This is a genomic window from Pseudomonas sp. CP4 (assembly GCF_047758505.1).
GTDB classification, from domain to species: domain Bacteria; phylum Pseudomonadota; class Gammaproteobacteria; order Pseudomonadales; family Pseudomonadaceae; genus Aquipseudomonas; species Aquipseudomonas fluorescens_AO.
On sequence record NZ_CP180489.1, the window covers coordinates 448444 to 470600 of the forward strand.

The following is a 22157-nucleotide window of genomic DNA, read 5'->3' on the forward strand; positions in this document are numbered from 1 at the left end:
CAGCACCCACCGATGGCCACCGCTGTTGCGCCGTATCCTGCGTCCGTTACTGGACCCGTACCGGCGCTATCGTCACGCCCGCCTGATCCATTCCGTGCGGGTGGCATTGGGGTTGCTGGCGACGATTCTGCTGACCACTGGCATCAACCTGCCCCACGGTGAGTGGGCGTCGGTGACGATGCTGGTGGTGATCGGTGGGTTGCAGCACCACGGCAATATCGGCAAAAAAGCCGCTGAGCGCGCGATCGGCACGTTGATCGGTGCGGGGGTCGGGTTGGCGCTGGTGGCGCAACATGCGTGGCTTGGCCTGCCGTGGTTGACCTATTTTTCCATGGCCGTGGTGTGCGGCTTTTTCTCGTATCACGCGATTGGCAAGGGCGGCTACACCGCCCTGCTCTCGGCGATCACTGTGTTCATCGTCGCTGGGCATGGCGACAATCCGATCACCGATGGTCTATGGCGCGGCGTCGACATCTTGATCGGCATCGCCCTCGCCCTGGCTTTCTCCTTTGCTTTGCCGCTGTACGCGGTGTACTCGTGGCGCTACAACCTCGCCGACGCCTTGCGCGACTGCGCCACGGTGTACGGGCGCATCGTCAACGGTGAAGCGGTCAGCGCCGACGAGCATGTGCGGCTGATGAGCAAGGTGGGTGCGGTGATGGTGCAGTTGCGCTCGCTGATGCCCTCGGTGTCCAAGGAAGTGAAAATCTCCATGACCGAACTCGACGCGATTCAGCGCAACCTGCGCATGTGCATCAGCACGCTGGAAATTCTCGGCAATATCCGCCCCAACCTCAGCGATCCACAGGCCTCGCCACATCTGCAAACGGCGCTGAAGGCTGAGCACCGGCAGATTCGCGTGCAGCTGATCGGCATGGCCCGCGCGTTGAAAACCGGCGCTTCGCAGCGGCTGGATCGGCCGATGGAGCTGCCAGCAGCGGACCTTGATGCGCCGGTCGCCAATACGCTTGACGGCTACCGGATGCTGACCCGACAACTGGCGGCCAATATCAGCGAGATGCGCCAGCGTCTGGCAACCACTGCGCCGCGCTGGAACATCTGAGCGTTACTGCGCCGCCAGCCGCCGGGTTTTCCAGCCCCAACCTTGTTGCATCCCGGCGGCGGCCAGCAGGATCGCCGCCACGCCGATCCACTGCAGCAATTCGAGGCGATGACCGAAGGCGAACCAGTCAACGAATATCGCCGCAATCGGATAGATGAACGACAGCGCGCCGGTCAGCGCGGTCGGCAGTTTTTGAATCGCGCCGTACAGCAAAACGTACATCAGCCCCGTGTGAACAATGCCCAGCGTCACCAGACTGGCCCAGGCATCGGCGCCTTGCGGCAACGCGTCGAAATGCGCAAACGGCGCGAGCAACAGAATTCCGGTGCACACTTGAATCAACGCGATCAGATGTGGCGGGGTGCCGGTCAGGCGCTTGATGATCAATGCGGCAATCGCATAAAGAAACGCCGCGCCCAACGCCAGGGCAATCCCCATCAAGTAATCGTTACCCTCCTCACCTTGGGTGCCATGGGCGCTGACAATCGCCAGCATGCCCATGAACGAAATCGCCAGCCAGAACAGCTTTTGCACGGTGATCTTTTCGCCAAGGAACAACGCCGCCAGGCCGACCAGCATGAACGGCTGCACGTTATAGACCGCCGTACCAATGGCTATCGAGGCGCGGGAATAGGACGCAAACAGCAGCACCCAATTACCGACAATCGCCGCACCACTGACCACGGCAAGAAGCAACGTAGTGCGAGTCAGAATCCCCGGGCGCAGGAAGCCAAACCCGGCGCAGATCAACAACAAGGTGCCGGCGCCGATTACGCAACGCCAGAACACCACGTCCAGCACCGGCTGCCCGGACACCAGCACGAACCAGCCGATCGTTCCAGATATCAGCATGGCGGCGGTCATTTCCAGCGAGCCGCGGCGGATTGCGTTGTCCATTATTTTTCTCCTGAGGCTGTGGCTAAAGCATGGCAAAAGTATGCCCAGCGGACGCAGTGCAGCTCCAGCGCATAAAGCAGGCTAAACTCGGTTTTTGCCTTTTTTATCGTGGGTGTTTTCCACTCATGGCCTAATCGGGACTTCGTACATGACTGACGATATCGACCAGATCCTCATCGGCGCGCTGATGGAAGATTCGCGGCGCTCACTGAAAGCGCTGGCCCAGATCAGCGGTTTATCGTCGCCCAGCGTGGCCGAGCGACTGCGGCGCCTGGAAGAACGCGGCGTACTCAAGGGCTACACGGTAGAAATCGATCCGAAATGCTTCGGCTATCAGTTGCAGGCGATCGTCCGGGTGCGGCCGCTGCCAGGGCAGTTGCAGGAGGTGGAACGGCAGATCATGTCGATCCCTGAGTTCACCGAGTGCGACAAGGTCACTGGGGAGGACTGCTTTATCGCTCGTCTGCATGTGCGCTCGATGGAACAACTCGACACCCTCCTTGACCGTCTTAATACGCTGGCTGAAACCAACACGGCGATCGTCAAGAAGACCCCGGTGAAACGACGACTGCCACCGATGGCGTAGGTGCCTTTTGTCATTGATCGGCGTAGATTGTGGTTTTTGCGGCTAAGGAATGGCGGTATGAAAATTCAGGCAATGCTGCTGGCGGCCCTGCTGCTCGGGGGTTGTGGCACCATTCAAACGGTGGCGCGTAATGATCAGGCTGCCGTGGACGGCCTCAAGGAACAAAAGAGTTATTGCGGCGCAGTGCCGAGAATCTACAGCGGCCTCGCCTATGACTTCTGCACGCTGAACGCACCGCTGGCCTCAGGTATCGATCCCGACGATCACCGCAACGCGGCGATCCCTGGGGTGCTGGTGGACGCCGTAGTGTCCGGCGCGCTCGACACCTTGCTCCTGCCCTACACAATCTACCGTCAGCAAGTGGATGGCAGCATCGTCATCAACTGAGCAGCCACTTTTCTGCAGACGATAAAAAACCCGCCGAAGCGGGTTTTTTTTATTGCAGCTGCTTTGATCAGTCGTCGCGGCTCATGATGCCGAACAGTTGCAGCAGGCTGACGAACAGGTTGTAGATCGATACATACAGGCTGATGGTCGCCATGATGTAGTTGCGCTCGCCGCCGTGGATGATCGCGCTGGTCTGGAACAGAATGCACACCGACGAGAACAGCACGAAGCCGGCGCTGATCGCCAGTTGCAGGCCGCTGATCTGGAAGAAGAAGCTCGCCAGCGTAGCGCCCAGCAGGACAAAGAAACCGGCAGTGATGAAGCCACCGAGGAAGCTCATGTCCTTGCGGGTGATCAGCACGTAGGCCGACAGACCACCGAACACAAGCGCGGTCATGGCGAATGCCGAGCTGACCACTTCAGCGCCGCCCTGCATGCCCAGGTAACGGTTGAGGATCGGGCCGAGCAGGAAACCCATGAAACCGGTCAACGCGAAGGCGGAAACCAGGCCCCACGCGGAATCACGGAGTTTGTTGGTGAGGAAGAACAGCCCGTAGAAGCCGATCAGCACCACGAAAATGTTCGGGTAGCCGACACGCATCTGCTGGGCTACGAAGGCCATCACACCGCTGAATGCGAGGGTCAGGGCCAAGAGACCATAAGTGTTGCGCAGGACGCGGCTAACCTCTAGCTGCTCAGCCTGCACGCTGTTATTAACTGCGTAATCCTGTTCGCGCATGGCGACACTCCTGTTGGTTTGAAACGTTCAGTCGCAAAGATCATAACAGACGCTCTGTAACAAGCCATGCAGAGAGTTTGACAGTGTGTTTCATTCAGGTATTATGGCGCCCGCAACGCAAACGGAGGTGTGGCCGAGTGGTTTAAGGCAACGGTCTTGAAAACCGTCGACTGTAACAGGTCCATGAGTTCGAATCCCATCGCCTCCGCCATCTTATGTACGACAAAGCCCTGATTATTCAGGGCTTTGTCGTTTCTGCGAGACATGTTTACACAGCAGCGTTTGCGCATCTATTGAGTCATTTCTCAGCAGTGCCTCGTACACCTGAGGCGCTGCTGTCCAGATAGCCAATACGTACTCGCTCAACCAAGCGACTCAAAGACAGCCTCCGCACGCTGTTGCACCGGCGCCTGAGGTCTGAACATTTGCTGCCAGGCGAGCTGCGCCTGGACCCTGGCCACCGAATCCAGCACTTTCTGCGCCCAGCGATCATCCTCGGGATGCACCACGACCACCCGGAAGCCATGATCCTTGCCTTCAATCTGCACGCCCTCCGAATCATCGACATGCAAGTCGATATCGAACGCTGGCGGATACTTGGAAGGCGCATTCGACATCCCGTGCGCCGTCAGCGCACGGTTGTGCAGCACGCTGTTGACCACGCCGTCGACGCGGATCCCGTACAGCGCCAACCAGCGCCTGATATAGGACGGCGTGCGCCCGGATGAGGTGTAGACCCAGATACTGCAATCCTGGCGACGCAGCTCTCGGATCAGCGATCGCGTGCCCATCCGCAACGGCTCACCCAACCAGCGATGAATACAGGCCGGTAGTCGACTGTTCTCGACTGCGCAGTGGTGGAGCTGGCAAGCGAGCGTGTCATCGATATCGAACGAAATTCGTATGCGTTGACGTTCGAACAACTGCGGCAAAGCGCAGCGGATAGCCTGCCCTGCCCGGCTGCCGAAGGTTTTCAATCTGGCAAATGCTGGAGCCCAGCTCATCGCTGGCCACCCTGAGAGACAGGCAAAGGCTTGCCTTTGAGAAAGAACTTCATTGGATCGGGCGCCTGTTCTTCTAAGAATGCTGCATATTTTTTCTTGATCTTGGGCAATTCGTACAACGCCTTTACGCCATGCTTGGCGGAGTTGCGGATGACCGAGGACGGGTTGAAATAGCCCTCGGCGTTTTCAAGCGTCAACACGAATGGAGGCAGCCCTGCCCGCATGAGCAAGTAGCTGACAATCAGCGAGCCACTGCGGTTATTGCCTTCGATAAACAGCTGCGGCTTGCTCAGAATGCGCACATAGACACCCGCTGCACGCTTCCAGACTGACTCACTGCGATACGCGCAATACCAGTTGTATAAGTCCTTGATGCCGCCCTCGACGTTGTTGAAGAAATGCGCCTCGGTGGCGGACAGATGCTGAGCGTATTCCAGCCGGCGCGCCGGATCCCGGCCACAAAGCACTGTGGCATTGATCTCCAGCATCAGGTTCAGTTGCTGCAGATCGAACAGGTCGACGCCGCGGGCAACATACTCGTCAACCAACGCATAGCCTTCAAGCACATTGTGCAGCACTTCATCAGTCAACGGGTCTCGGGGCTCGGTGAAGTGCCGGCTGAGCTCGGCGAAACGGCTCTGCACTTCCCGCAGTGCACGTTCAATCGCAGGCAAATCAAGACGATGCGTGGCAGGCATTGGAGCTCCTTGGAAACGCTTGGTAAATGTCCACCGGTGCCCGCCAAATCCATTTGGCTTGTGCAGATAGGCGGCCGTGACCGGTGCTGTGACTTAGCTGAACTTGCCGCTGATGTAATCGCCGGTCATCTGTTCACGCGGGTTGTCGAAGATCTGCGCCGTCGGGCCCATCTCGACCAGATAACCGGTGCGCGTGCCCTGGGAAATATCCACCGAGAAAAACGCCGTGGTGTCAGCAACACGGATGGCTTGCTGCATGTTGTGGGTCACCAGTGCGATGGTGTAGTCCTTCTTCAACTCGACCATCAATTCTTCGACGCGCCTAGTGGCGATCGGGTCCAGTGCCGAACAAGGCTCATCCAGCAGCAGGACTTCCGGCTCAGTGGCGATCGCCCGGGCGATACACAGGCGTTGTTGCTGGCCACCGGAGAGCGACAGGCCGCTGACCTTGAGCTTGTCCTTGACTTCGTCCCACAGCGCGGCGCCTTGCAGCGCATGCTTGACGCGGTCGCCGATATCGCCCTTGTAGCGATTGAGCCGAAGGCCAAACGCCACGTTGTCGAAGATGCTCATCGAGAACGGGTTGGGTTGTTGAAACACCATGCCGATGTAGCGACGTACGACCACCGGATCGACGCCCTTGCCGTAGACGTCCTGCCCGAGGAAATGCACATGGCCCTCGAAACGGAATCCCTTCACCAGATCGTTCATTCGGTTGAGACTGCGCAGCACGGTGCTTTTGCCGCAGCCTGAGGGACCGATGAATCCGGTGATCTTGTTTTTTTCGATGGGCACGTGGCTGTCACGTACTGCCATGAAGTTGCCGTAGAAAATCTTGTCCAGTTTGCAGTCCATGACTACTGGCGCCTGGGTGACAAACGGAGCGGCTATTTGCGCAGTGGATACGTTCAAAATCAGATGCTCCCGTTCTTAATACTTGGGCTTGCCGAAAATCCGGCTGATGATGTTCACGAACAGCACGATCATCACCAGCACCAACGAGGCCGCCCATGCGAGCTCGAGCTGGTTATCGAAAGGCATGCCGGAGAAGTTGTAGATCAGCACCGCCAGCGAGGCAGTCGGATTCATGACATCGAGATTGCCCTGGTGGTAGATCCAGTAGTTGCTGAAAAGCGCGGTGAACAACAGCGGTGCCGTCTCGCCTGCGGCACGCGCCACGGCGAGCATCACGCCAGTCAGGATCGCGGGCATGCCGGTCGGCAAGATGATTTTCCAGATGACCTGCGAGCGGGTGCAGCCCATGCCATAAGCGGCATCTTTCATGATCTTGGGCACCATCCGCATCGATTCTTCCGCGGTCAGCACCACGATCGGCAGCATCAGGACGGCCAGCGCCACGCCACCTGCCGGTGCCGAATACGTGCCGGTGGTCATTACTACCAAAGCGTAGGCAAACACCCCCGCCAGGATCGACGGCAGGCCCGTAAGCATCTTGGCGGCAAAACGCGCGGCGTTCCCTAGCTTGCTGTCCGGCCCCAGTTCAGCCAGGAAGATGGCCGCCATGATCCCGACCGGCACCGCGATCGCTGCCGCGATACCGACCATTACGAAAGTACCTGCCATTGCATTGCCGAAACCGCCGCCCATCTCGAAGCCGGTCGGCGGCAGTTCGGTAAAGACTTCAAGGTTCAGACGCGCGCCACCACGAGTGATCAGCATGTAGAGCACGGAAATCAGCGGCACGCTGGCCAGCAAAGCACCTGCCCAGACCAGGGTGGTCAGGATCAGGCTGCGCAGCGCGCGGCCCTCGAACCTGCGTTGCAAGCTGGGCATCGCACCGGTTGGCGCAGTCAGGTCTGTTGCTGCGGTCAGATCAGTCATCACTTGTTACCCCGTTGGGCGTACATCATGATCATCGAGCCGAAAATGTTCACAATCAGCGTAATCAACATCAGCACCAGTGCGGCATACATCAATACCTCGATCTCGTTCGGCCCGGCTTCGGGGAAGTTCAGCGCCAGCAGAGCGGCGAGCGTGTTGGCCGGTGCAAACAACGAAAGGGAAATGTTGTTGGCATTGCCGACCAGCATGGCCAGCGCCATCGTTTCACCCAGCGCGCGCCCCAGGCCCAGCACCAGCGAGCCGAAGATGCCGGTGGCGGCCGAAGGCACCATTACTTTGAGAATCGCTTCCCAATGCGTAGTGCCCATGCCGTATGCGGCCTGTTTGGTTTTCATCGGCACAGCCGTAAGCGCGTCCTGCGAAACCGCGGCAATGGTCGGCAGAATCATGATCGCCAGTACCAGCGCTGCGGGCAGCAGGCCTGGGCCGCTCAGGGACGTGCCGAAAAAGGGAATCCAGCCCAGTTCGCTGTTCAACCAGGTCGTCAGCGGCCGAATCGCCGGGATCACCACATAGATCCCCCACAGGCCATAGACCACGCTGGGAATGGCTGCGAGCAGTTCGACGATGGTACGAAAGAGCGCAGCGAGCTTGGTCGGCAGGAAATCCTGGGTCAGGAAAATCGCCATGCTCACGCCAAAGACACCGGCGATCAGCAACGCGATGAAGGCGCTGTAGAGCGTGCCCCAGATGGCTGGCAGAATGCCGTATTTGCCTTGGTTGACGTCCCATACACTGCCCAGAAGCACATCGAAGCCGTGCTTCTCCATACCGGGAAGTGCCTTGCGTCCGACTTCGAACACCAGTGCAAATACCAGCGCCAGAATCAGTACCACACCGATGCGTGCGAGCGCGCGGAAGGTGCGATCAACCAGGAAATCCTTCGTCGAGGGTGGCTGGCAGGCAGAGTCGGGATTAACCGGTACGACAAAAGGTTTGTTCATGGGCTAAGTCCGGAACAGGGGGAAAACTCTCCCGGCGTGGCGCAGACGCACACGCCGAGAGAGACCTCACGGCGTTACTGAATGTTGGCGGACGCTTTGCGAACCTGTTCGACGACCGATTGCGGCAACGGGATGTAACCCATCGAATCGGCAATCTTCTGCCCCTCGGTCAGGCTGTATTCGACCATTTCACGCATGGCTTTGGCCTTGGCCGGGTTGCCATTGTCCTTGCGGAAAATCATCCAGGTATAAGAGGTGATCGGATAGGACTTGGCACCGTCCGGATCAGGCAGCCAGGCCACCAGGTTTTCCGGCATCTTCACCGCCGCCAGGGCCTCGGCACCGCTTTCGGCGTTTGGCACGACGTAATTGCCAGCCTTGTTCTGCAACTGGGCAAAGTCGACTTTGGCCAGCTTGGCGAAGCCATATTCGATGTAACCAATCGCACCTGGGGTCTGGCGCACGGTAGCGGTTACGCCATCGTTTTTCGGCGATTTGATGAACTTGTCACTGGCCGGCCAGTTGACGGTGTTGCCCTCACCCAACGCCTGCTTGAACTCGGCGTTGACTGTTGCCAAGTGCTTGGTGAATACCGCGGTCGTACCGCTGGAATCTGCACGCACGACAACGGTGATTGGCGTATCGGAGAGTTTCAGGTCCGGGTTGGCTGCGACGATCTGCGGATCGTTCCAGCGCGTGATCTTGCCCAGGAAAATGTTGGAGTAGACGTCGCGTGGCAGCTTCAGCCCCTTGGGATTGCCCGGCAGGTTATAGGCCAGCACGATTTCCCCGGCGGTCATTGGCAGCAACTGCACGCCTTCGGCGACCTTGGCGATATCTTCGTCTTTCATTGCCGAGTCACTGGCAGCGAAATCTACGGTTTTGTTCAAGAAGTCCTGTACGCCCGCGCCACTGCCCTTGGATTGGTAATCGACAGTGACGCCATCGGATTTCTTGCTGAAATCCTTGAACCAGGTCAGGTAGATCGGCGCCGGGAAACTTGCTCCGGACCCCGTCAGGCGAACATTTTCTGCTGCAAAGGAGGCCGAGGTGGCACAAAGAGATACCGCAATGGCGAGCGCAGCAGACTTCATCAAACTTTTCATTAAATGACACCTAGTGATTACGGGCTCCCGAACTCTGCAGCAGTTTTGTGACGATTTCATGAAAGCAAAGTGGCAAGCGTTACCCTCATGGTCCGCAGCAGCGCATATGTATGTCGGCTTCCGGGTTTCGAAAAATCGAATCTTCCTGTGCGGCGCTTGTCCCTACTCCCTGATCCCGAGCAGTCACGTGCCAGGTTCACATTGCGAAAACGCTACTTTTCCCCAGCCTTTATGGCCCTTAACCGGAAATGGCGTTAGCATTTCACCCATTGGGCTGAACAAGCCTGTTTTTTCAGATCAGGGTCGCATTGTGGAAAAGCTAAAACGCCTTCAAAGCGGGATCGAAGGGCTCGACGCGCTGCTTCAGGGGGGCTTTGTCGCCGGCGCTTCGTACATCATTCAAGGCCGCCCGGGTTCCGGCAAAACCATCCTTGCCAACCAGCTCGGTTTTCACCATGCCCGTAACGGCGGTCGTGTACTGGTCGCCACGTTGCTGGCCGAGTCGCACGACCGGCTGTTCCAGTTCCTGTCGACGATGAGTTTTTTCGATTCATCGCGAGTGGGAGCCGAAATTCAATTTGTCAGCGCATTCGATACGCTGGAAAACGAAGGCCTCGATGAAGTCGTGAAGCTGCTGCGACGCGAAATCACTCGGCAGAAGGCGACCGTCATGGTCGTCGACGGCCTGCTCAATGCACGCTCCAAAGCCGACTCGCCGATCGACACGAAAAAATTCATCTCCGAGCTGCAAGGCCACGCAGCCTTCGCCGGTTGCACCGTGCTGTTTCTCACCAGCTCACGCCTGGATGACGGCAGCCCGGAACACACGATGGTCGACGGCGTCATCGAAATGGGCGAAGAGCTTTTCGGTACCCGTTCGGTACGCCGCATTCATTTGCGCAAGACTCGCGGCAGCGGCGCGTTGACTGGCCTTCACGAATGCGAAATCACCGATAACGGCCTGGTCGTCTATCCGCGCCTCGAAAGTCTCTACAAGCGCCCCTCCGCACCCGACAGCGCGGACATGACACGTATTCCAAGCGGCATTGCTTCCCTTGACGAGATCTTTGGTGGCGGCTTGCACAGCTCCAGCGTCACGCTGGTCATGGGGCCTTCCGGCATCGGCAAAACCACGCTGGGCCTGAAGTTTCTGGCGCAATCTACGGCCGAAGCGCCTGGCCTGCATTTCGGTTTCTATGAAAGCCCGCAGCGCCTGCGCCTGAAAGGCCGTTCGCTGGGCATCGATATTGAACACATGGAACACAGCGGCGCATTGAGCATTGCCTGGCAGCCAACAACGGAGGGTTTGCTCGACGGCCTCGGCGCACGCCTGCTGAGCCTGGTCGATGAGAAAGGCATCAAGCGCCTGTTCATCGATAGCCTGAGCGGCATGACACGGGTGTCAACCACCCCGGAACGCATCACCGACTTTTTCAGTGCATTGATGAACGAACTGCGTTCCAGAGGCGTGACGGTGTTCGCCTCCTGGGAAATGCGCGATTTGTTCGGCTCCGAGGTCAGCGCACCGAACTCTGACCTGTCCAGTATTGTCGACAACCTGATACTCATGCGTTTCTTTGAGAATCACGCTGAACTTCGCAGGACGCTTTCCATTCTTAAGGTACGTGATAGCTCCTACAACCCGTCGCGGTTCGAGGTGGTTGTCCGTGATCAAGATGTGTTCCTGGAAAAGGCTTTGAAAAATGAACCTTCAGTCGCAGCTGAGTCATTGCCTGGTTCAATTTCGTAAGTCTTCAAGCGGGTTGAAATAACATGACCACCATCCTGGTAGTCGACGACGAGTATCTGATTGCTGACATTCTTGGCTTTGCGCTTGAGGATGAGGGCTTCATGACAGTGACCGCCAGCAACGGCAAGAAAGCGCTCGAGGTGCTGGAAAGAGAACGTCCGGCGCTGGTCATCACCGACTTCATGATGCCGATCATGGACGGCCTCGAATTCGCCGAAGCCGTGCGTGCCCAGCCGTCCGTCAAACACTTGCCGATCATTCTCATGAGTGGCGCGCAAGCGCACATCGGCATGCAGCGTTCGGATCTGTTTGATGTGGTGGTGCCCAAGCCGTTTGATATTGCGGTGATTGTGGCTGAGGTGAAGAAGCTGTTGGCGACGGAGTAGTCCGTCGCGCAAGGCACTCGTTCACGGCCACAGGCTCAGACCTTTAAACGAATGCTTACGCCACTTGCGCTGAAAAAACTCGATAAACATGCTTTTCCGTGTACAAAAGACCGGTCAGTTATCAGCGGCCGGCTCTCTGCGCACCTCCAACAACTGAGCCGAGTACGTCCAGATTTTCTTTATTTATTAACAGTGTAACTATGCAGTGACAAAAAACTATTCTGCCTTAATAGGTTTCGCCTTGACACGACAAACCGCGCGATGAAAGTATCGCAATGATTATCGGCATTCAATGAATGCAAAAAATATCGAACAAAATGAAAAGGAGTTTCATTATGTCTGACCTTCACGTGCCCGCCCTCATTCACTACTTTTTCTTTACAATCTTTCAGTACTGTTCACGGTAAGACCCGCCAACAAATTCAATGCTGTGCAGACGTCCATGCGCAGTGGGTCAACTCATGCCGGAGAAAAGCCATGAAAGTTGTATGTAGTTCCGTTCTGAAAGAATGGTACGAACAGGAATACAGCGCCTGCGATAACATAACTTTGTTTGGCGAGATACGCCCTGAAGTCAAGAGTTTCGTTGAAATATTGCCGGGTGGACCCGGCGAATCACTCGAACTGGGTTGCGGCGATGGTCGTAATCTCACCGCACTTGCGCGCAAAGGTTACAGCGTGACCGGCGTGGATATGGTTGACAGCACTGCGCAAAGCCGGAGACTCAATCCTTGGCTGCGAGACTTGAATTTTCAACAGGCCGATATTCTGAAATATCGTCCTGCCCATTCTTTTTATGATGTGCTGATATGTTCAGAAGTTTTACACTTCTTCACGCCGCAGCAGCTAGAACGGATTGCACCTTCAATTATCGAAGCGGTCAAACCTGGAGGATATATATTTCTTGACATACTATCCAATTTAACCCGCCAGTTTCACGAATCGGGCGAGCCGTTTATCTGGGACAAGGAAGCGGGACTATCCATTAGTGATAGCGAAGGATTATTTGATAAATGGCTATCAAACTTCGATATTTTGGCTTTCAACCATTTCTTTGACAAACAAAGCTGGCCTTTGAGCAACAGCGCGAACTTGCCAATCGAGCCTTACACTTGGCAGGGTACTTATGTTTCGGTGTGCGCAAGAAGGCGCACTTGATTTTTCGCCGCTGCGCTCGAAGGATATAAAGCCGTGAACCTCTTCCATCAGATTATCGCCGATAAAGCAAAACAGTTCCCCAATAAACCAGCGGTTGTATTGGATGGAGCCGTTACCACGTATGAACAACTTCAGCAGCAAGCGGACGACATTGCCGCTCTGCTCCAGGGATTGGGAATCGTTTCGGGAGACCGGATCGGATTCTACTCGCCCATCGGCATTGAGCAGATCGCCGCTTTTCTAGGCGCACTGCAAGCCGGAGCGATCACAGCTGCCACCCACCACACACTAAGCCGCGCCAAGCTTGTCCACCAACTCAGACATTCGGGCGCGCGAGTGCTGATTACCAGCTGCACCGAGGATCTGGAAGGGCTGATTGAAGCCGCTGGGCTGAAGCTGGTCATCGTTACCGTCGCCACGCAGTCGACGTCGCCGACGATTCTGCGACTGACCGATGCCATTGCTGTTAACCGAGCTCTAAAGCAAACCGCAAGACAACCGCTGAACGATCCGGAACATCCGACTTCGATTTTTTACACTTCCGGCTCATCCTTCAAACCCAAGGGTGTGTTAGTCAACCACCGCATCATGGTCGCTGCGTCCAAACGGGTAACCGCCTATCTGAACAACACCCCGGACGACCGCATACTTAGCTATTCGACGCTAGCCTCCGATTACGGCGTGTATAACGTAATGATGCCATTGTTCGCCGGCGCAACCAGCGTTATTGAAACGCGCCCCGCCAACAATGGAGAAGATGTGCTTGCTGTGGTAGAGCGCGAGTCTGTTACGGCGATGCATGTTTTCCCACCGATTTTTTTCCTGCTGGCCAAAACCGGGCCTCATTGGCAGGCACGAATTCCAGCGCTCCGCTATATCTCAAGCAGCGGCCAGTCCTTGCATACCCGACACATCAAGCGAATTCGCGAAGCACTGCCCAAAGTGCAGATTTTCTCAAACTATGGGCTTACCGAATGCAAGCGAGTCAGCTATCTACCTCCCGAAGAGATCGATCAGCGCCCCGACTCAGTGGGCAAGCCGCTGCCCGGCGTGAGCCTTTATCTCGTAGACGGACACGGTCGGGTCATTGATCAACCTGGCGAAACAGGCGAGTTGCTGCTGACCAGCGACTATCTGATGCTCGAATATTGGGACATGCCACAAGCCAATGCCGACGCATTTGTTCACGATGCGTTCGGCCATTCACGCCTGTATCGCACCGGCGATTTGTTCAAACGCGATGCCGAAGGCTACCTCTATTACGTGGCGCGCAAGGATGACGTGTTCGCCCGCAATATCTGGAATGTCAATCCACGCGAAATCGAACATTGCCTCGCCGCACATCCGGCGGTCTCTCAAGTGCTGGTAGTACCTGTCTCCGATGAGTCGGCGGGTCATGTTCCTAAAGCTTGCGTGGTACTCGACCCCGACTACGGCGCCATTAGTGAACAAGCCCTGCTCGATCACTGCAAGACGAACCTGGACTGGCACATGGTACCCGCTCATTGCGTGTTCCTCGATACCTTGCCGAAAACCGATTCCGGCAAGCTCACTACCAAAGGATTGATCTGACAGCAGGAGCTTTACTATGGATACTCGACCGCAGCGGCCTCAGGATGACGCCAGTCTCGACCGCGATTTGCAACAGAGCGCGATGTTAAAACTCGCGGATCATTTTCACAGCCTCGCCACCGGTGCCAGCCAGGTACCCCTCCAGTCGTTACACAGCCACCTGAAAACGCAGCTCGACAATCCGCAAATTCTTGATTATCACGATCGTCTGATTGCGGGGGCTGGCCCGTTATTTTCCCATTTTCTCGCCAGCGTGCCGTATATCCTTGAGGAGCTTTGCAGGGTAGGCGTGGCCTTGACCAAGCTTGCCAAGGAGAGAGGCAGTGAAGGCGGGGAAACTTTCAGTCTATTTGAAGTCGACGCTTTTGATGGTAGCAACGGACGAGCCCTGGCCGGCCATTCGCAAGGCTTGATCCATAGCTTCACCTCATCGCCGAATAGGGCCAATGAAGTACCCTTCAAGCTGCATGCGGATCCCGCACACTCGAAGTTTTTTCCGGAATCGGTCTTCAAGGTAAATCCAGAATTACTGAACACCGCGCAATACCGCCAGTTCAATACGGGTTTTGATTTTGTTTATGAGATGGCGGCGTTTCAGTTTTATAGCCGTGATCGAGAACGGCAAGTAGCGCATATTAAAAAATTTCTCAAACCAGGCGGACTGGTTTTTTTGCTCGAAAAACTCAATCACCCCGATCCTCAAGAGTACTTGCGACGTGAGCGGATCAAGGATGAGGCATTCAAGACACGTTACTTCAGCGAACAAGAAATCAGCTGGAAACGCCAGCAGATGCTTGAGCAAATGCAAAACGGCCAAGTCACCCTTGAAGAACTGGTGACCGCGCTATCTGCTCGCTTCAAACATGTACACCTGTTATGGAACAGCAGCAATTTTTGCGAGTTCGTGGCGTCGGACGATTCTGAGCAGATCAATCGCTTCCTTTCGCTGTTGGGCCCGATCGTGCAGCCTGATGAGTTCTGCTTCGAACACTCTCGCCTTGGCGCGCTCATGCCTGCGGCTGAAAAGGTCCGGATGCCAACCAATGCATGACTTCATCGAGCCGATTTTCCACCCCGGCGCTCATCCACGATTCTGTCTCAATGCACTGCGACACTTGGGGGGTTGGCGGGACCGGGCCACTGCGGCAGAGAAAAACAGGCGCTTGAGCGCCAGTACTTTCACCGAACTGTTTTCCGGCGACTGGCTGGATCTAATGTCGCCGCGCGCTCCGGTTATTCACGGGGGTAACTGGCCCTCGCTCGTCGAAAGTGCGCGCGTCGCCGCACGTGGCTGCGCCTCCACGGGTTGGATACTGGCCTTGGTGGGCGGCCACGGCAGCATCGTTCGACGCCTGCCCGCAGCGTGCCAGGACCAACTCTATTCCAAAGGAAGCCGGCAACTGTTTGCCTCCGCCTCCAGCAGTGGCGAAAGCCGATTATCGCTGGAGACGGCTGGCATGCGAGTGAATGGACGTTGGCGCTTCAGCTCAGGTGTCGACGACGCCTCGTGGCTACTGCTGAATGCACCCTGCCATAACCATCCGGATGCGACGCGCACTCCCCGTTTTCTAGTGCTTGTTGAGACTCGGGACGTGCAAAGACTCGACAGCTGGGACAGCAGCGGCATGGCTGCGACGGGGTCACATGATGTGCTGACTGAGCAGTTGCTTGTCCCGCATGATCGGATCTTTGCACTGCACGAAATTTTTGCCGCAGATCTAAACAGGCAGAGCGAGGACTATATTGATCGACTGCCTCTGGTGCCCTATCTAACCACCTCGATCATTGGTCCACTGCTTGGATGCGCGGAAGGAGCCCATGCTGCGTACATAGCATCAATGGCTTCCTCAGCCGAGATCGCCGACGCTCGCGTATCCGAACAGGCGGCTCACTCCGCGGCGCAATTGTTCAGCGCTCAATTGCTGTACCACTCGCTGATTTCGCGATTGCATGACGCCGGTTGCCACGGTCGTGAACTGGACCCAGGACAGCTTTTGCTGCTCAAACGTGACCGCGCCTATCTGGCACAACAATGCGTTGAGGTGGTGCGACGACTGGTGGAAAGACTTGGCGCTTCTTCATTGGTCGGCGGCAATCCACTGCACCGTCATTGGCGCGATATTCAGACCATGGCGGCTCATCGTGATGTGGCTTGGAGCGATGCGATGTTCGCCAGTGGCGAATCCGCCCTGCGCCCGGTCTGATGCCAAATTTGTCAAACACGCTTTTGGAGAGCGACTATGTTTATCCGCAACAAATCAGACGTAGAACAAACCCCGTATTTCGTTGAATGGGGCGCAGGCACAAGTCACCGCCTACTCACAGAGCGGGATGCGATGGGTTTTACGTTATGCCACACCGTGGTGCGTGCAGGGACGGAATCGCTGTTGCACTATCGCAACCATCTCGAGGCATGTTACTGCATAGCCGGCGAAGGCGAGGTGGAAGATATGCAGGGTAATATCTACCCGATTCGCCCTGGCGATGTGTATGTACTTGATCAGCACGACCGTCATTACCTTCGGGGCGGCAAGGAGCAGGATCTTGTCCTGGTCAGTGTTTTCAACCCCCCACTGCGCGGTGACGAGCGCCATAATCTCAACGACAGCCATGGATCGGCGTACTGAATTACGGCTGGCCGAGCGGCCAGACCGTCAATAACAAGGAGTTCATCTTGCGCAAGGATTACCTGGCTTTCTTCATCTCCCTTTTCCTTTCTCGACTCGCCGATCAGATCCTGCTGTTCATTGTGCCGCTGGTGGTATTCCAGACCACCAATAGCGCGTCCTGGGCCGGGCTGGCGTTTTTCGTCGAATCGCTTCCTCGCTTTCTCGCATTTCCGGTCTGCGGTGCACTGTGCGACAAGTTTTCGCCGATCCGAATCCTGCACATCAGCCAGGTTTACCGAGCCGTGCTCTGTCTGCTGGCGGTAGGTTTGTATGCTTTGTTCGGCGGCATTACTTGGGTAGTTGTTCTCTCGGCGGTCTGCGGGGTTCTCACCACGCAGGGCATCATGGCCCGTGAGGTGCTGATGCCCTATATCTTCAAACACTACAGCTACACCAAGACATTGTCCTATTCGCAAATTGCCGATCAGACCGGCCTGGTGCTCGGGCCGCTGGTCGCTGCCTTGCTGTTGGAAATCTGGGCGTGGCACTGGGTGGTGCTGTGGGTCGCAGGCCTGTTCCTGTTGGCCGACCTGAGCATGCTGGTGTGGCAACGCCTCAGCCGGATCACGCTGGAAACCTTCGAACAGCATCAGGACATCTGGCTCCAACCGTTACGCATTGCGTTTGGGCATATACGTGAGCTGGCGGCTCTGAGAAAAATCATCATGCTCGCAGTCGGCGTCAATCTGATTGTCGGCGTCACGCTGGCAACCTCCGCTGCGATGGTGCTGGGGCAATACAGCGCTGGGAAAGATGCGTACGCCGGGCTGCAAGCCGCCGGCGCAGTGACGACTATCGTCATCCTTTTTTTTCTCGCCCGGGTCGAGTTACCGCAGCGGGTACTTGGCGGCGTTGCCTATACGATGATCGCCGTCGGCGCGCTGATCAGTGCCCTCAGTCCGCACCTGAGCGGCTATGTGCTGGGTTTTCTGTTAATCGTCGGCTTCGACAAGATGTTCAACATCTACATGCGCAGCATTCGCCAACGCGTGATTCCGCCCAAGGACTTCGGCAAGACCGTGGGCGTCATTACCTTGCTCAACAATCTGTCGCAGCCCCTGGCGGGTTTGCTGGTGGCGCTGTTTGCCACAGCGTTAGGCGCACAACACGTAATCCTCATTCTCGCCGCACTGACTATATTGCTCGGTGCCTTGGCGGTATGGTGGTTTGCCGTCTGCCGAGAAATCCCGAATGCCGAAGAAACCACCAGCCAGTAACAACACCGCCAGTGCAGCCGACATCGAACGCGCCATTCTGGCCTTGAACAAAATGGCCGAACGCCTGTGGGGCGACGGGCGTGAAGCCGAGGCCAAGGCGTTGCTCGATGCGCTGGATGCGTTGAACCGCGCCCTCGACCGGATCCGCATTGGTGAAAGTCGCAGGGCCGTCACCTTGCACTGAATCAGACCTGATAAAACTCGCGATACCACTGCACGAACGCTTGCACGCCCTGCTCGATCGGCACCTGCGGGCTGAAGTTGATGCAGCGTGCCAGCGCCGACACGTCGGCCCAGGTTTTCAGTACGTCGCCCTCCTGCATCGGCAAATAACGGCGCTGACTCTTGATGCCCAATGCCTGCTCCAGGCATTCGACGAAGCCCATCAGCGCCACCGGACTGCCGCGGCCGATATTGAACAGCCGGTTGGTGCTGCGCTCGGCGCTGAGTGCGGGCGGTTTGTCGAGCAAGCGCAAAATCGCCTCGACGATGTCATCGATGTAAGTGAAATCCCGCGCCATCTCGCCCTGGTTGTAGAGGTCGATGGCGCGCCCATGCAGCATGGCTTCGGTGAATTTGAACAACGCCATGTCCGGTCGACCCCACGGGCCGTACACGGTGAAAAAGCGCAGGCCGGTAGCCTGTAATCCGTAGAGATGGCAGTAGCTGTGCGCGAGCAATTCGTTGGCGCGTTTGCTCGCGGCGTATAACGAAACCGGCTGGTCGACCGGGTCATCTTCAGCAAACGGCATCTTGGTATTGGCGCCGTACACCGAACTGCTCGAGGCGTAGATCAAGTGCTCTGGATGGTGACGACGGCACGCTTCCAAAACGTTGAGAAACCCGACCAGATTCGATTGCGCATAAACATCAGGATTGTCGAGCGAGTAGCGCACTCCAGCCTGCGCGGCCAAGTGAATGACCTGTTTGAAGTGGCCGTGCGCGAACAACGCGGTCAACGCAGCCTGGTTGACAATGTCCAGCCGATGGAAAGTGAAGTTGGCCAGCGTTTGCAATCTCTGTACACGCGCCTGTTTAAGTTCGACGTCGTAGTAAGTGTTGAGATTGTCGACACCAACAACCTGAAAACCTTCGCAACATAAACGCATGACCGTGTGGTAACCGATAAAGCCTGCTGCGCCCGTTACCAGAACACTCATGATCACCTCGGCTCACCGGTTTTACTTCAGGGGGATACACACCGTCGAACATTTGCCCGTAAAAGACGGAAACTATTCATAGACGAGCTTAGTTGCCAGGGCCAGCAGCATCCGACGCAAGGTGTTTAACAAACCAACTTCTTACGAACCGAAAGATGTACAGTTGAAACTAATTTGCTATCACCCGCTTCATCTAGCTGGCACGACTTCAATAACTTATAAAAGTTTAAAAAATCCGACGAACAGAATTTGCCCTTGTGAATCAATGATCTACAAAACATGGCCATCATCAGCGGATGAAAGGTAATGTTTTTGACTGTTATCAATTGACAGCTAGCGCAGACTGGCCGATAACTTAGCACTGCCCGATGAGCTCGCGCCGACGCGCACTTTCCTGCTTTCTGGCTACTTATGTAATTGGATCCTGAAGGTCGCAACTGCGAACCGTGCGGTAGCTTTGCTCAAACAAAAGCACGGACTCGTTATAGCCAAGACGGCCACGGATATAACAATAACCGAACCCGATTGATTCATTTTTGAAACACTTCTTCTGCCAATAAACATTGATGCATCTGGCTCGGCACCTTGCCTTGATCAGCCTACTACCTACTAGCAAGCATGACGGCTCGTCCCACGCTATCGGCCGCCCTGCTTAAACGATCGCTATGTATGGAGTACTCCAGCATGCTAACGGTTTGCCGCAACGGTTCTAACTGGTATTTATTGCAGTGCAAGCCCCGCCAGGATGAACGGGCACAACTCAATCTGCAGCAACAGAACTATTCGACCTTTCGGCCGCAGCTGATGAGCGAGCGCAGTATTCGTGGCAAACGCCAACGAACACTGGAATCGCTGTTTCCCGGCTACGTGTTCATTCAACTGAGCCGCGACGACAACTGGGCACCGATTCGCTCGACCCGCGGTGTCAGCCGCATCGTCGAATTCAACCATGTGCCCGCCCGCGTCGACGAAGACGTGATTGCACAACTGCGCGAACGCAGCCAGGAGTCGCTCGGTTTTCCTGCCGAGCCGACGCTCAAGCCCGGCGAACCTCTGCAAATCGTCCAGGGCCCACTGTCGCCGCTTGAAGGCGTGTTCCTGTCCATGCAGGGCGACGAGCGCGTAATGATCCTGCTCAATTTCCTCAACCGCCAACAGCATGTCAGCGTTCCGCTGAGCTACCTCGAACGCCAGCGACAATAGTCCGGATCCGCTTCGCCCTGACCCCGACCCCCTTCATCAGGAGCGTGATCAATGGCTCTGAGGCCTCGCTGTTCCCTGATTTTAGCCGTCGCCTGCTGCGCACCCGAAGCCTGGAGCGTCGAGCCGCAAGCGATCAATGTCTACGGCTTCGATTTCACCCCGACCTTTGCTTTGTCGGAAAGCTACGACGACAACTTTCGCGAAGTCGAACACGATGTCGAGTCCACTATGGTCACCCGCCTGGCGCCGGCCTTCGAGCTCAAGGCCGAGGATCGCAACAGCGCCACGCGAGTGATCTGGGAACCAACCCGCTACATCTATCACAGCGCTTCGGATGCTTCGAACACCGCCCAGCGCCTGCGTGCCGACAGCATCATGGAGTTCACTGATCGGCATCGACTGAAACTGGAAGCCGAGGCGCGCAAATACGAGCGCACCACCTCGACCGCCGTCGACGGCATCAACGACAAGATCGAGAGCCAACGCGTCGGCGGCGTCTACACCTTTGGCGCGCGCAGTGCGCTGAACCAGATCGACCTCGGCGCCAGTTACGCAAGGCTGCGCTATGACAACGCCGACGGCATCAATGATGACAAGGAACGCGACACCAGCAACCTGACCAGCACCTGGTATCACCGCCTCGGCAGCAAGACCCGCAGCCTGCTCGAATATGACCACACCCGCTTCGATTACCTGCAATCGAACAGCCCGCGCAGCAGCCGCTCCGACGCAGTGCTGGCCGGTGCCGAATGGGACATGACGGCGAAAACCACCGGCAAGCTGCGCGTCGGCTACGAGCGCAAGAACTTCGACCAGAGCGGTTCCGACGACCTGAGCAACCCGACCTGGCAAGTGGATCTGGCGTGGAAACCGCGCACCTACTCGACCTTCACCTTTCTCGCGCGCCAAGCCATGGCCGAAGGCGACGACGGCTCCGACGCGGTGAAAGCCACCTTCACCCAGATCGGTTGGCGCCACGGCTGGACCGAGCGCATCACCACCGTCGCCGAAGCCGGCATGGGCCATTACGTCTACGAAGGCCAGGACCGCAGCGACGATCTGCAGGATTACAAACTCGGCGTGAATTACGAAATGCGTCGCTGGCTGGACGTCGAAGTCGCCTACCGCCACCGCGACAACGACTCTGATGCCGACAACGAGAGCTTCACCCGCAATGTTTTCCAGATCACGTTTGACGTCAGTCTGTAGGAGGGTTGGCCATGCACACGCGCCTGATTCTGCTGTTGTTGCTGCTCTGGACAGTGCCCACGGTCGAGGCGGCGGACACCGACACCAATTACCGCCTGGCCGCTGGCGATGTCTTGCGCATCATCGTGTTCGGCGAGCCGGAACTGAGCTTCAAGAAGATTCGCCTGAATGACGCTGGCACCTTCTCCTACCCGTTTCTCGGCGAAATCGTCGCCAAGGGCCTGACGCCCAATCAGGTCGAACAAAAGATCGTCGACGGTCTCAAGCAAGGCTATCTGGTCGATCCGAAAGTCAGCCTCAGCCAGATCGAATACCGCCCGTTCTATATCAACGGCGAGGTGCAGAAGCCCGGCAGCTACCCCTTTCAGCCCGGGCTGACCCTGGAAAAAGCCATTGCGCTGGGCGGCGGCCTGACCGAACGCGCCTCGATGAAACGCGTGACGATTTTGCGCGGCAGCGGTGGCCCACCGGTCACTGAAAACATCTCGCGCACCACCGTCATCGCCCCCGGCGACACCATTTCCATTGCACAAGGCTTTTTCTGAT

General features: G+C 56.9%; 24 protein-coding genes and 1 tRNA gene. 16 read left to right on the forward strand and 9 right to left on the reverse strand.

What is annotated here, in order from left to right; genetic code table 11:
• Window positions 1–22: 22 nt before the first annotated feature.
• Window positions 23–1063, forward strand: coding sequence for an FUSC family protein (locus ACMYUN_RS01755; RefSeq protein ID WP_415764017.1), 1041 nt, complete (start codon window positions 23–25; stop codon window positions 1061–1063).
• Window positions 1064–1066: 3 nt separating this feature from the next.
• Here ACMYUN_RS01755 and ACMYUN_RS01760 read toward each other — a convergent pair whose 3' ends face one another.
• Entirely contained in the window at window positions 1067–1960 is an 894-nt protein-coding gene (locus ACMYUN_RS01760; RefSeq protein ID WP_415762579.1) for a DMT family transporter, read from the reverse strand.
• A 148-nt stretch (window positions 1961–2108) separates the two neighbouring features.
• Between ACMYUN_RS01760 and ACMYUN_RS01765 the strand changes: the two genes are divergently transcribed.
• Complete coding sequence (locus ACMYUN_RS01765; protein ID WP_007955121.1) at window positions 2109–2546, forward strand: Lrp/AsnC family transcriptional regulator; 438 nt, start codon at window positions 2109–2111, stop codon at window positions 2544–2546.
• A 57-nt stretch (window positions 2547–2603) separates the two neighbouring features.
• Window positions 2604–2933, forward strand: coding sequence for a YceK/YidQ family lipoprotein (locus ACMYUN_RS01770; protein WP_415762581.1), 330 nt, complete (start codon window positions 2604–2606; stop codon window positions 2931–2933).
• A gap of 67 nt (window positions 2934–3000) precedes the next feature.
• Here the strand turns inward: ACMYUN_RS01770 and ACMYUN_RS01775 are convergent, their stop codons facing one another.
• Window positions 3001–3672, reverse strand: coding sequence for a Bax inhibitor-1/YccA family protein (locus tag ACMYUN_RS01775; RefSeq protein WP_008006561.1), 672 nt, complete (start codon window positions 3670–3672; stop codon window positions 3001–3003).
• A 123-nt stretch (window positions 3673–3795) separates the two neighbouring features.
• On the opposite strand from ACMYUN_RS01775, the gene ACMYUN_RS01780 reads away from it, so the two are divergent.
• Window positions 3796–3883, forward strand: a tRNA-Ser gene (locus tag ACMYUN_RS01780).
• A 151-nt stretch (window positions 3884–4034) separates the two neighbouring features.
• Here the strand turns inward: ACMYUN_RS01780 and ACMYUN_RS01785 are convergent.
• From ACMYUN_RS01785 to pstS, 6 genes are all read right to left on the reverse strand, one after another.
• Complete coding sequence (locus ACMYUN_RS01785; RefSeq protein WP_415762582.1) at window positions 4035–4676, reverse strand: hypothetical protein; 642 nt, start codon at window positions 4674–4676, stop codon at window positions 4035–4037.
• Window positions 4673–5374, reverse strand: a complete 702-nt coding sequence (locus ACMYUN_RS01790) for a hypothetical protein (protein WP_415762583.1) — start codon at window positions 5372–5374, stop codon at window positions 4673–4675. The genes ACMYUN_RS01785 and ACMYUN_RS01790 overlap by 4 nt, the downstream gene beginning before the upstream one ends.
• Before the next feature lie 93 nt (window positions 5375–5467).
• Window positions 5468–6229, reverse strand: coding sequence for a phosphate ABC transporter ATP-binding protein PstB (pstB, locus tag ACMYUN_RS01795; RefSeq protein ID WP_016774591.1), 762 nt, complete (start codon window positions 6227–6229; stop codon window positions 5468–5470).
• A 75-nt stretch (window positions 6230–6304) separates the two neighbouring features.
• On the reverse strand, window positions 6305–7216 hold the full coding sequence (pstA, locus tag ACMYUN_RS01800) for a phosphate ABC transporter permease PstA (RefSeq protein ID WP_016774590.1): 912 nt from the start codon (window positions 7214–7216) through the stop codon (window positions 6305–6307).
• On the reverse strand, window positions 7216–8181 hold the full coding sequence (pstC, locus tag ACMYUN_RS01805; RefSeq protein WP_024012838.1) for a phosphate ABC transporter permease subunit PstC: 966 nt from the start codon (window positions 8179–8181) through the stop codon (window positions 7216–7218). The genes pstA and pstC overlap by 1 nt, the downstream gene beginning before the upstream one ends.
• A 74-nt stretch (window positions 8182–8255) precedes the next feature.
• A complete protein-coding gene (pstS, locus tag ACMYUN_RS01810; protein WP_051600442.1) occupies window positions 8256–9287 on the reverse strand; it encodes a phosphate ABC transporter substrate-binding protein PstS in 1032 nt (343 codons plus the stop codon).
• A gap of 310 nt (window positions 9288–9597) precedes the next feature.
• Between pstS and ACMYUN_RS01815 the strand changes: the two genes are divergently transcribed.
• The 9 genes from ACMYUN_RS01815 (at window position 9598) to ACMYUN_RS01855 (ending at window position 18223) form a co-directional block, all read left to right on the forward strand.
• Complete coding sequence (locus ACMYUN_RS01815) at window positions 9598–11037, forward strand: ATPase domain-containing protein (RefSeq protein WP_415764018.1); 1440 nt, start codon at window positions 9598–9600, stop codon at window positions 11035–11037.
• Between the two features lie 23 nt (window positions 11038–11060).
• On the forward strand, window positions 11061–11423 hold the full coding sequence (locus ACMYUN_RS01820) for a response regulator (RefSeq protein WP_415762585.1): 363 nt from the start codon (window positions 11061–11063) through the stop codon (window positions 11421–11423).
• Between the two features lie 477 nt (window positions 11424–11900).
• A complete protein-coding gene (locus ACMYUN_RS01825; RefSeq protein ID WP_415762586.1) occupies window positions 11901–12581 on the forward strand; it encodes a class I SAM-dependent methyltransferase in 681 nt (226 codons plus the stop codon).
• 33 nt (window positions 12582–12614) lie between these two features.
• A complete protein-coding gene (locus tag ACMYUN_RS01830) occupies window positions 12615–14153 on the forward strand; it encodes a class I adenylate-forming enzyme family protein (protein WP_415762587.1) in 1539 nt (512 codons plus the stop codon).
• 16 nt (window positions 14154–14169) lie between these two features.
• Window positions 14170–15204 (forward strand): class I SAM-dependent methyltransferase, encoded by a 1035-nt coding sequence (locus ACMYUN_RS01835; protein ID WP_310404865.1) that lies wholly within the window; start codon window positions 14170–14172, stop codon window positions 15202–15204.
• Window positions 15197–16357 carry a hypothetical protein gene (locus ACMYUN_RS01840; RefSeq protein WP_415762589.1) on the forward strand — a complete coding sequence of 387 codons (1161 nt, stop codon included), beginning with the start codon at window positions 15197–15199 and terminating at the stop codon, window positions 16355–16357. Before ACMYUN_RS01835 ends, ACMYUN_RS01840 begins: the two co-directional genes overlap by 8 nt.
• A gap of 36 nt (window positions 16358–16393) precedes the next feature.
• The gene (locus ACMYUN_RS01845) at window positions 16394–16780 is read left to right on the forward strand and encodes an ectoine synthase (RefSeq protein WP_415762590.1); all 387 of its coding nucleotides are present in this window, start codon (window positions 16394–16396) and stop codon (window positions 16778–16780) included.
• A 47-nt stretch (window positions 16781–16827) separates the two neighbouring features.
• Complete coding sequence (locus ACMYUN_RS01850) at window positions 16828–18039, forward strand: MFS transporter (protein ID WP_415762591.1); 1212 nt, start codon at window positions 16828–16830, stop codon at window positions 18037–18039.
• A complete protein-coding gene (locus ACMYUN_RS01855) occupies window positions 18014–18223 on the forward strand; it encodes a hypothetical protein (RefSeq protein ID WP_039760340.1) in 210 nt (69 codons plus the stop codon). The genes ACMYUN_RS01850 and ACMYUN_RS01855 overlap by 26 nt, the downstream gene beginning before the upstream one ends.
• Before the next feature lies 1 nt (window position 18224).
• On the opposite strand, the gene ACMYUN_RS01860 is transcribed toward ACMYUN_RS01855, so the two are convergent.
• Window positions 18225–19199 carry an NAD-dependent epimerase/dehydratase family protein gene (locus tag ACMYUN_RS01860; RefSeq protein WP_415762592.1) on the reverse strand — a complete coding sequence of 325 codons (975 nt, stop codon included), beginning with the start codon at window positions 19197–19199 and terminating at the stop codon, window positions 18225–18227.
• 684 nt (window positions 19200–19883) lie between these two features.
• Between ACMYUN_RS01860 and rfaH the strand changes: the two genes are divergently transcribed.
• From rfaH to ACMYUN_RS01875, 3 genes are read left to right on the forward strand one after another with little or no spacing between them, the layout of a single operon-like run.
• Complete coding sequence (rfaH, locus tag ACMYUN_RS01865; RefSeq protein ID WP_039760334.1) at window positions 19884–20402, forward strand: transcription/translation regulatory transformer protein RfaH; 519 nt, start codon at window positions 19884–19886, stop codon at window positions 20400–20402.
• Between the two features lie 51 nt (window positions 20403–20453).
• Window positions 20454–21611 carry an outer membrane beta-barrel protein gene (locus ACMYUN_RS01870; protein WP_129998631.1) on the forward strand — a complete coding sequence of 386 codons (1158 nt, stop codon included), beginning with the start codon at window positions 20454–20456 and terminating at the stop codon, window positions 21609–21611.
• 11 nt (window positions 21612–21622) lie between these two features.
• Entirely contained in the window at window positions 21623–22156 is a 534-nt protein-coding gene (locus ACMYUN_RS01875; RefSeq protein ID WP_130909790.1) for a polysaccharide biosynthesis/export family protein, read from the forward strand.
• The last annotated feature ends 1 nt before the right edge of the window (window position 22157 follow it).

Coding starts and splice junctions, on each gene's coding strand:
- ACMYUN_RS01760 (WP_415762579.1), bottom strand. CDS start 1,960: ATGGACAACGCAATCCGCCGCGGCTCGCTGGAAATGACCGCCGCCATG.
- ACMYUN_RS01765 (WP_007955121.1), top strand. CDS start 2,109: ATGACTGACGATATCGACCAGATCCTCATCGGCGCGCTGATGGAAGAT.
- ACMYUN_RS01770 (WP_415762581.1), top strand. CDS start 2,604: ATGAAAATTCAGGCAATGCTGCTGGCGGCCCTGCTGCTCGGGGGTTGT.
- ACMYUN_RS01775 (WP_008006561.1), bottom strand. CDS start 3,672: ATGCGCGAACAGGATTACGCAGTTAATAACAGCGTGCAGGCTGAGCAG.
- ACMYUN_RS01785 (WP_415762582.1), bottom strand. CDS start 4,676: ATGAGCTGGGCTCCAGCATTTGCCAGATTGAAAACCTTCGGCAGCCGG.
- ACMYUN_RS01790 (WP_415762583.1), bottom strand. CDS start 5,374: ATGCCTGCCACGCATCGTCTTGATTTGCCTGCGATTGAACGTGCACTG.
- pstB (WP_016774591.1), bottom strand. CDS start 6,229: ATGGACTGCAAACTGGACAAGATTTTCTACGGCAACTTCATGGCAGTA.
- pstA (WP_016774590.1), bottom strand. CDS start 7,216: ATGACTGATCTGACCGCAGCAACAGACCTGACTGCGCCAACCGGTGCG.
- pstC (WP_024012838.1), bottom strand. CDS start 8,181: ATGAACAAACCTTTTGTCGTACCGGTTAATCCCGACTCTGCCTGCCAG.
- pstS (WP_051600442.1), bottom strand. CDS start 9,287: ATGAAAAGTTTGATGAAGTCTGCTGCGCTCGCCATTGCGGTATCTCTT.
- ACMYUN_RS01820 (WP_415762585.1), top strand. CDS start 11,061: ATGACCACCATCCTGGTAGTCGACGACGAGTATCTGATTGCTGACATT.
- ACMYUN_RS01825 (WP_415762586.1), top strand. CDS start 11,901: ATGAAAGTTGTATGTAGTTCCGTTCTGAAAGAATGGTACGAACAGGAA.
- ACMYUN_RS01835 (WP_310404865.1), top strand. CDS start 14,170: ATGGATACTCGACCGCAGCGGCCTCAGGATGACGCCAGTCTCGACCGC.
- ACMYUN_RS01840 (WP_415762589.1), top strand. CDS start 15,197: ATGCATGACTTCATCGAGCCGATTTTCCACCCCGGCGCTCATCCACGA.
- ACMYUN_RS01845 (WP_415762590.1), top strand. CDS start 16,394: ATGTTTATCCGCAACAAATCAGACGTAGAACAAACCCCGTATTTCGTT.
- ACMYUN_RS01855 (WP_039760340.1), top strand. CDS start 18,014: ATGCCGAAGAAACCACCAGCCAGTAACAACACCGCCAGTGCAGCCGAC.
- ACMYUN_RS01860 (WP_415762592.1), bottom strand. CDS start 19,199: ATGAGTGTTCTGGTAACGGGCGCAGCAGGCTTTATCGGTTACCACACG.
- rfaH (WP_039760334.1), top strand. CDS start 19,884: ATGCTAACGGTTTGCCGCAACGGTTCTAACTGGTATTTATTGCAGTGC.
- ACMYUN_RS01870 (WP_129998631.1), top strand. CDS start 20,454: ATGGCTCTGAGGCCTCGCTGTTCCCTGATTTTAGCCGTCGCCTGCTGC.
- ACMYUN_RS01875 (WP_130909790.1), top strand. CDS start 21,623: ATGCACACGCGCCTGATTCTGCTGTTGTTGCTGCTCTGGACAGTGCCC.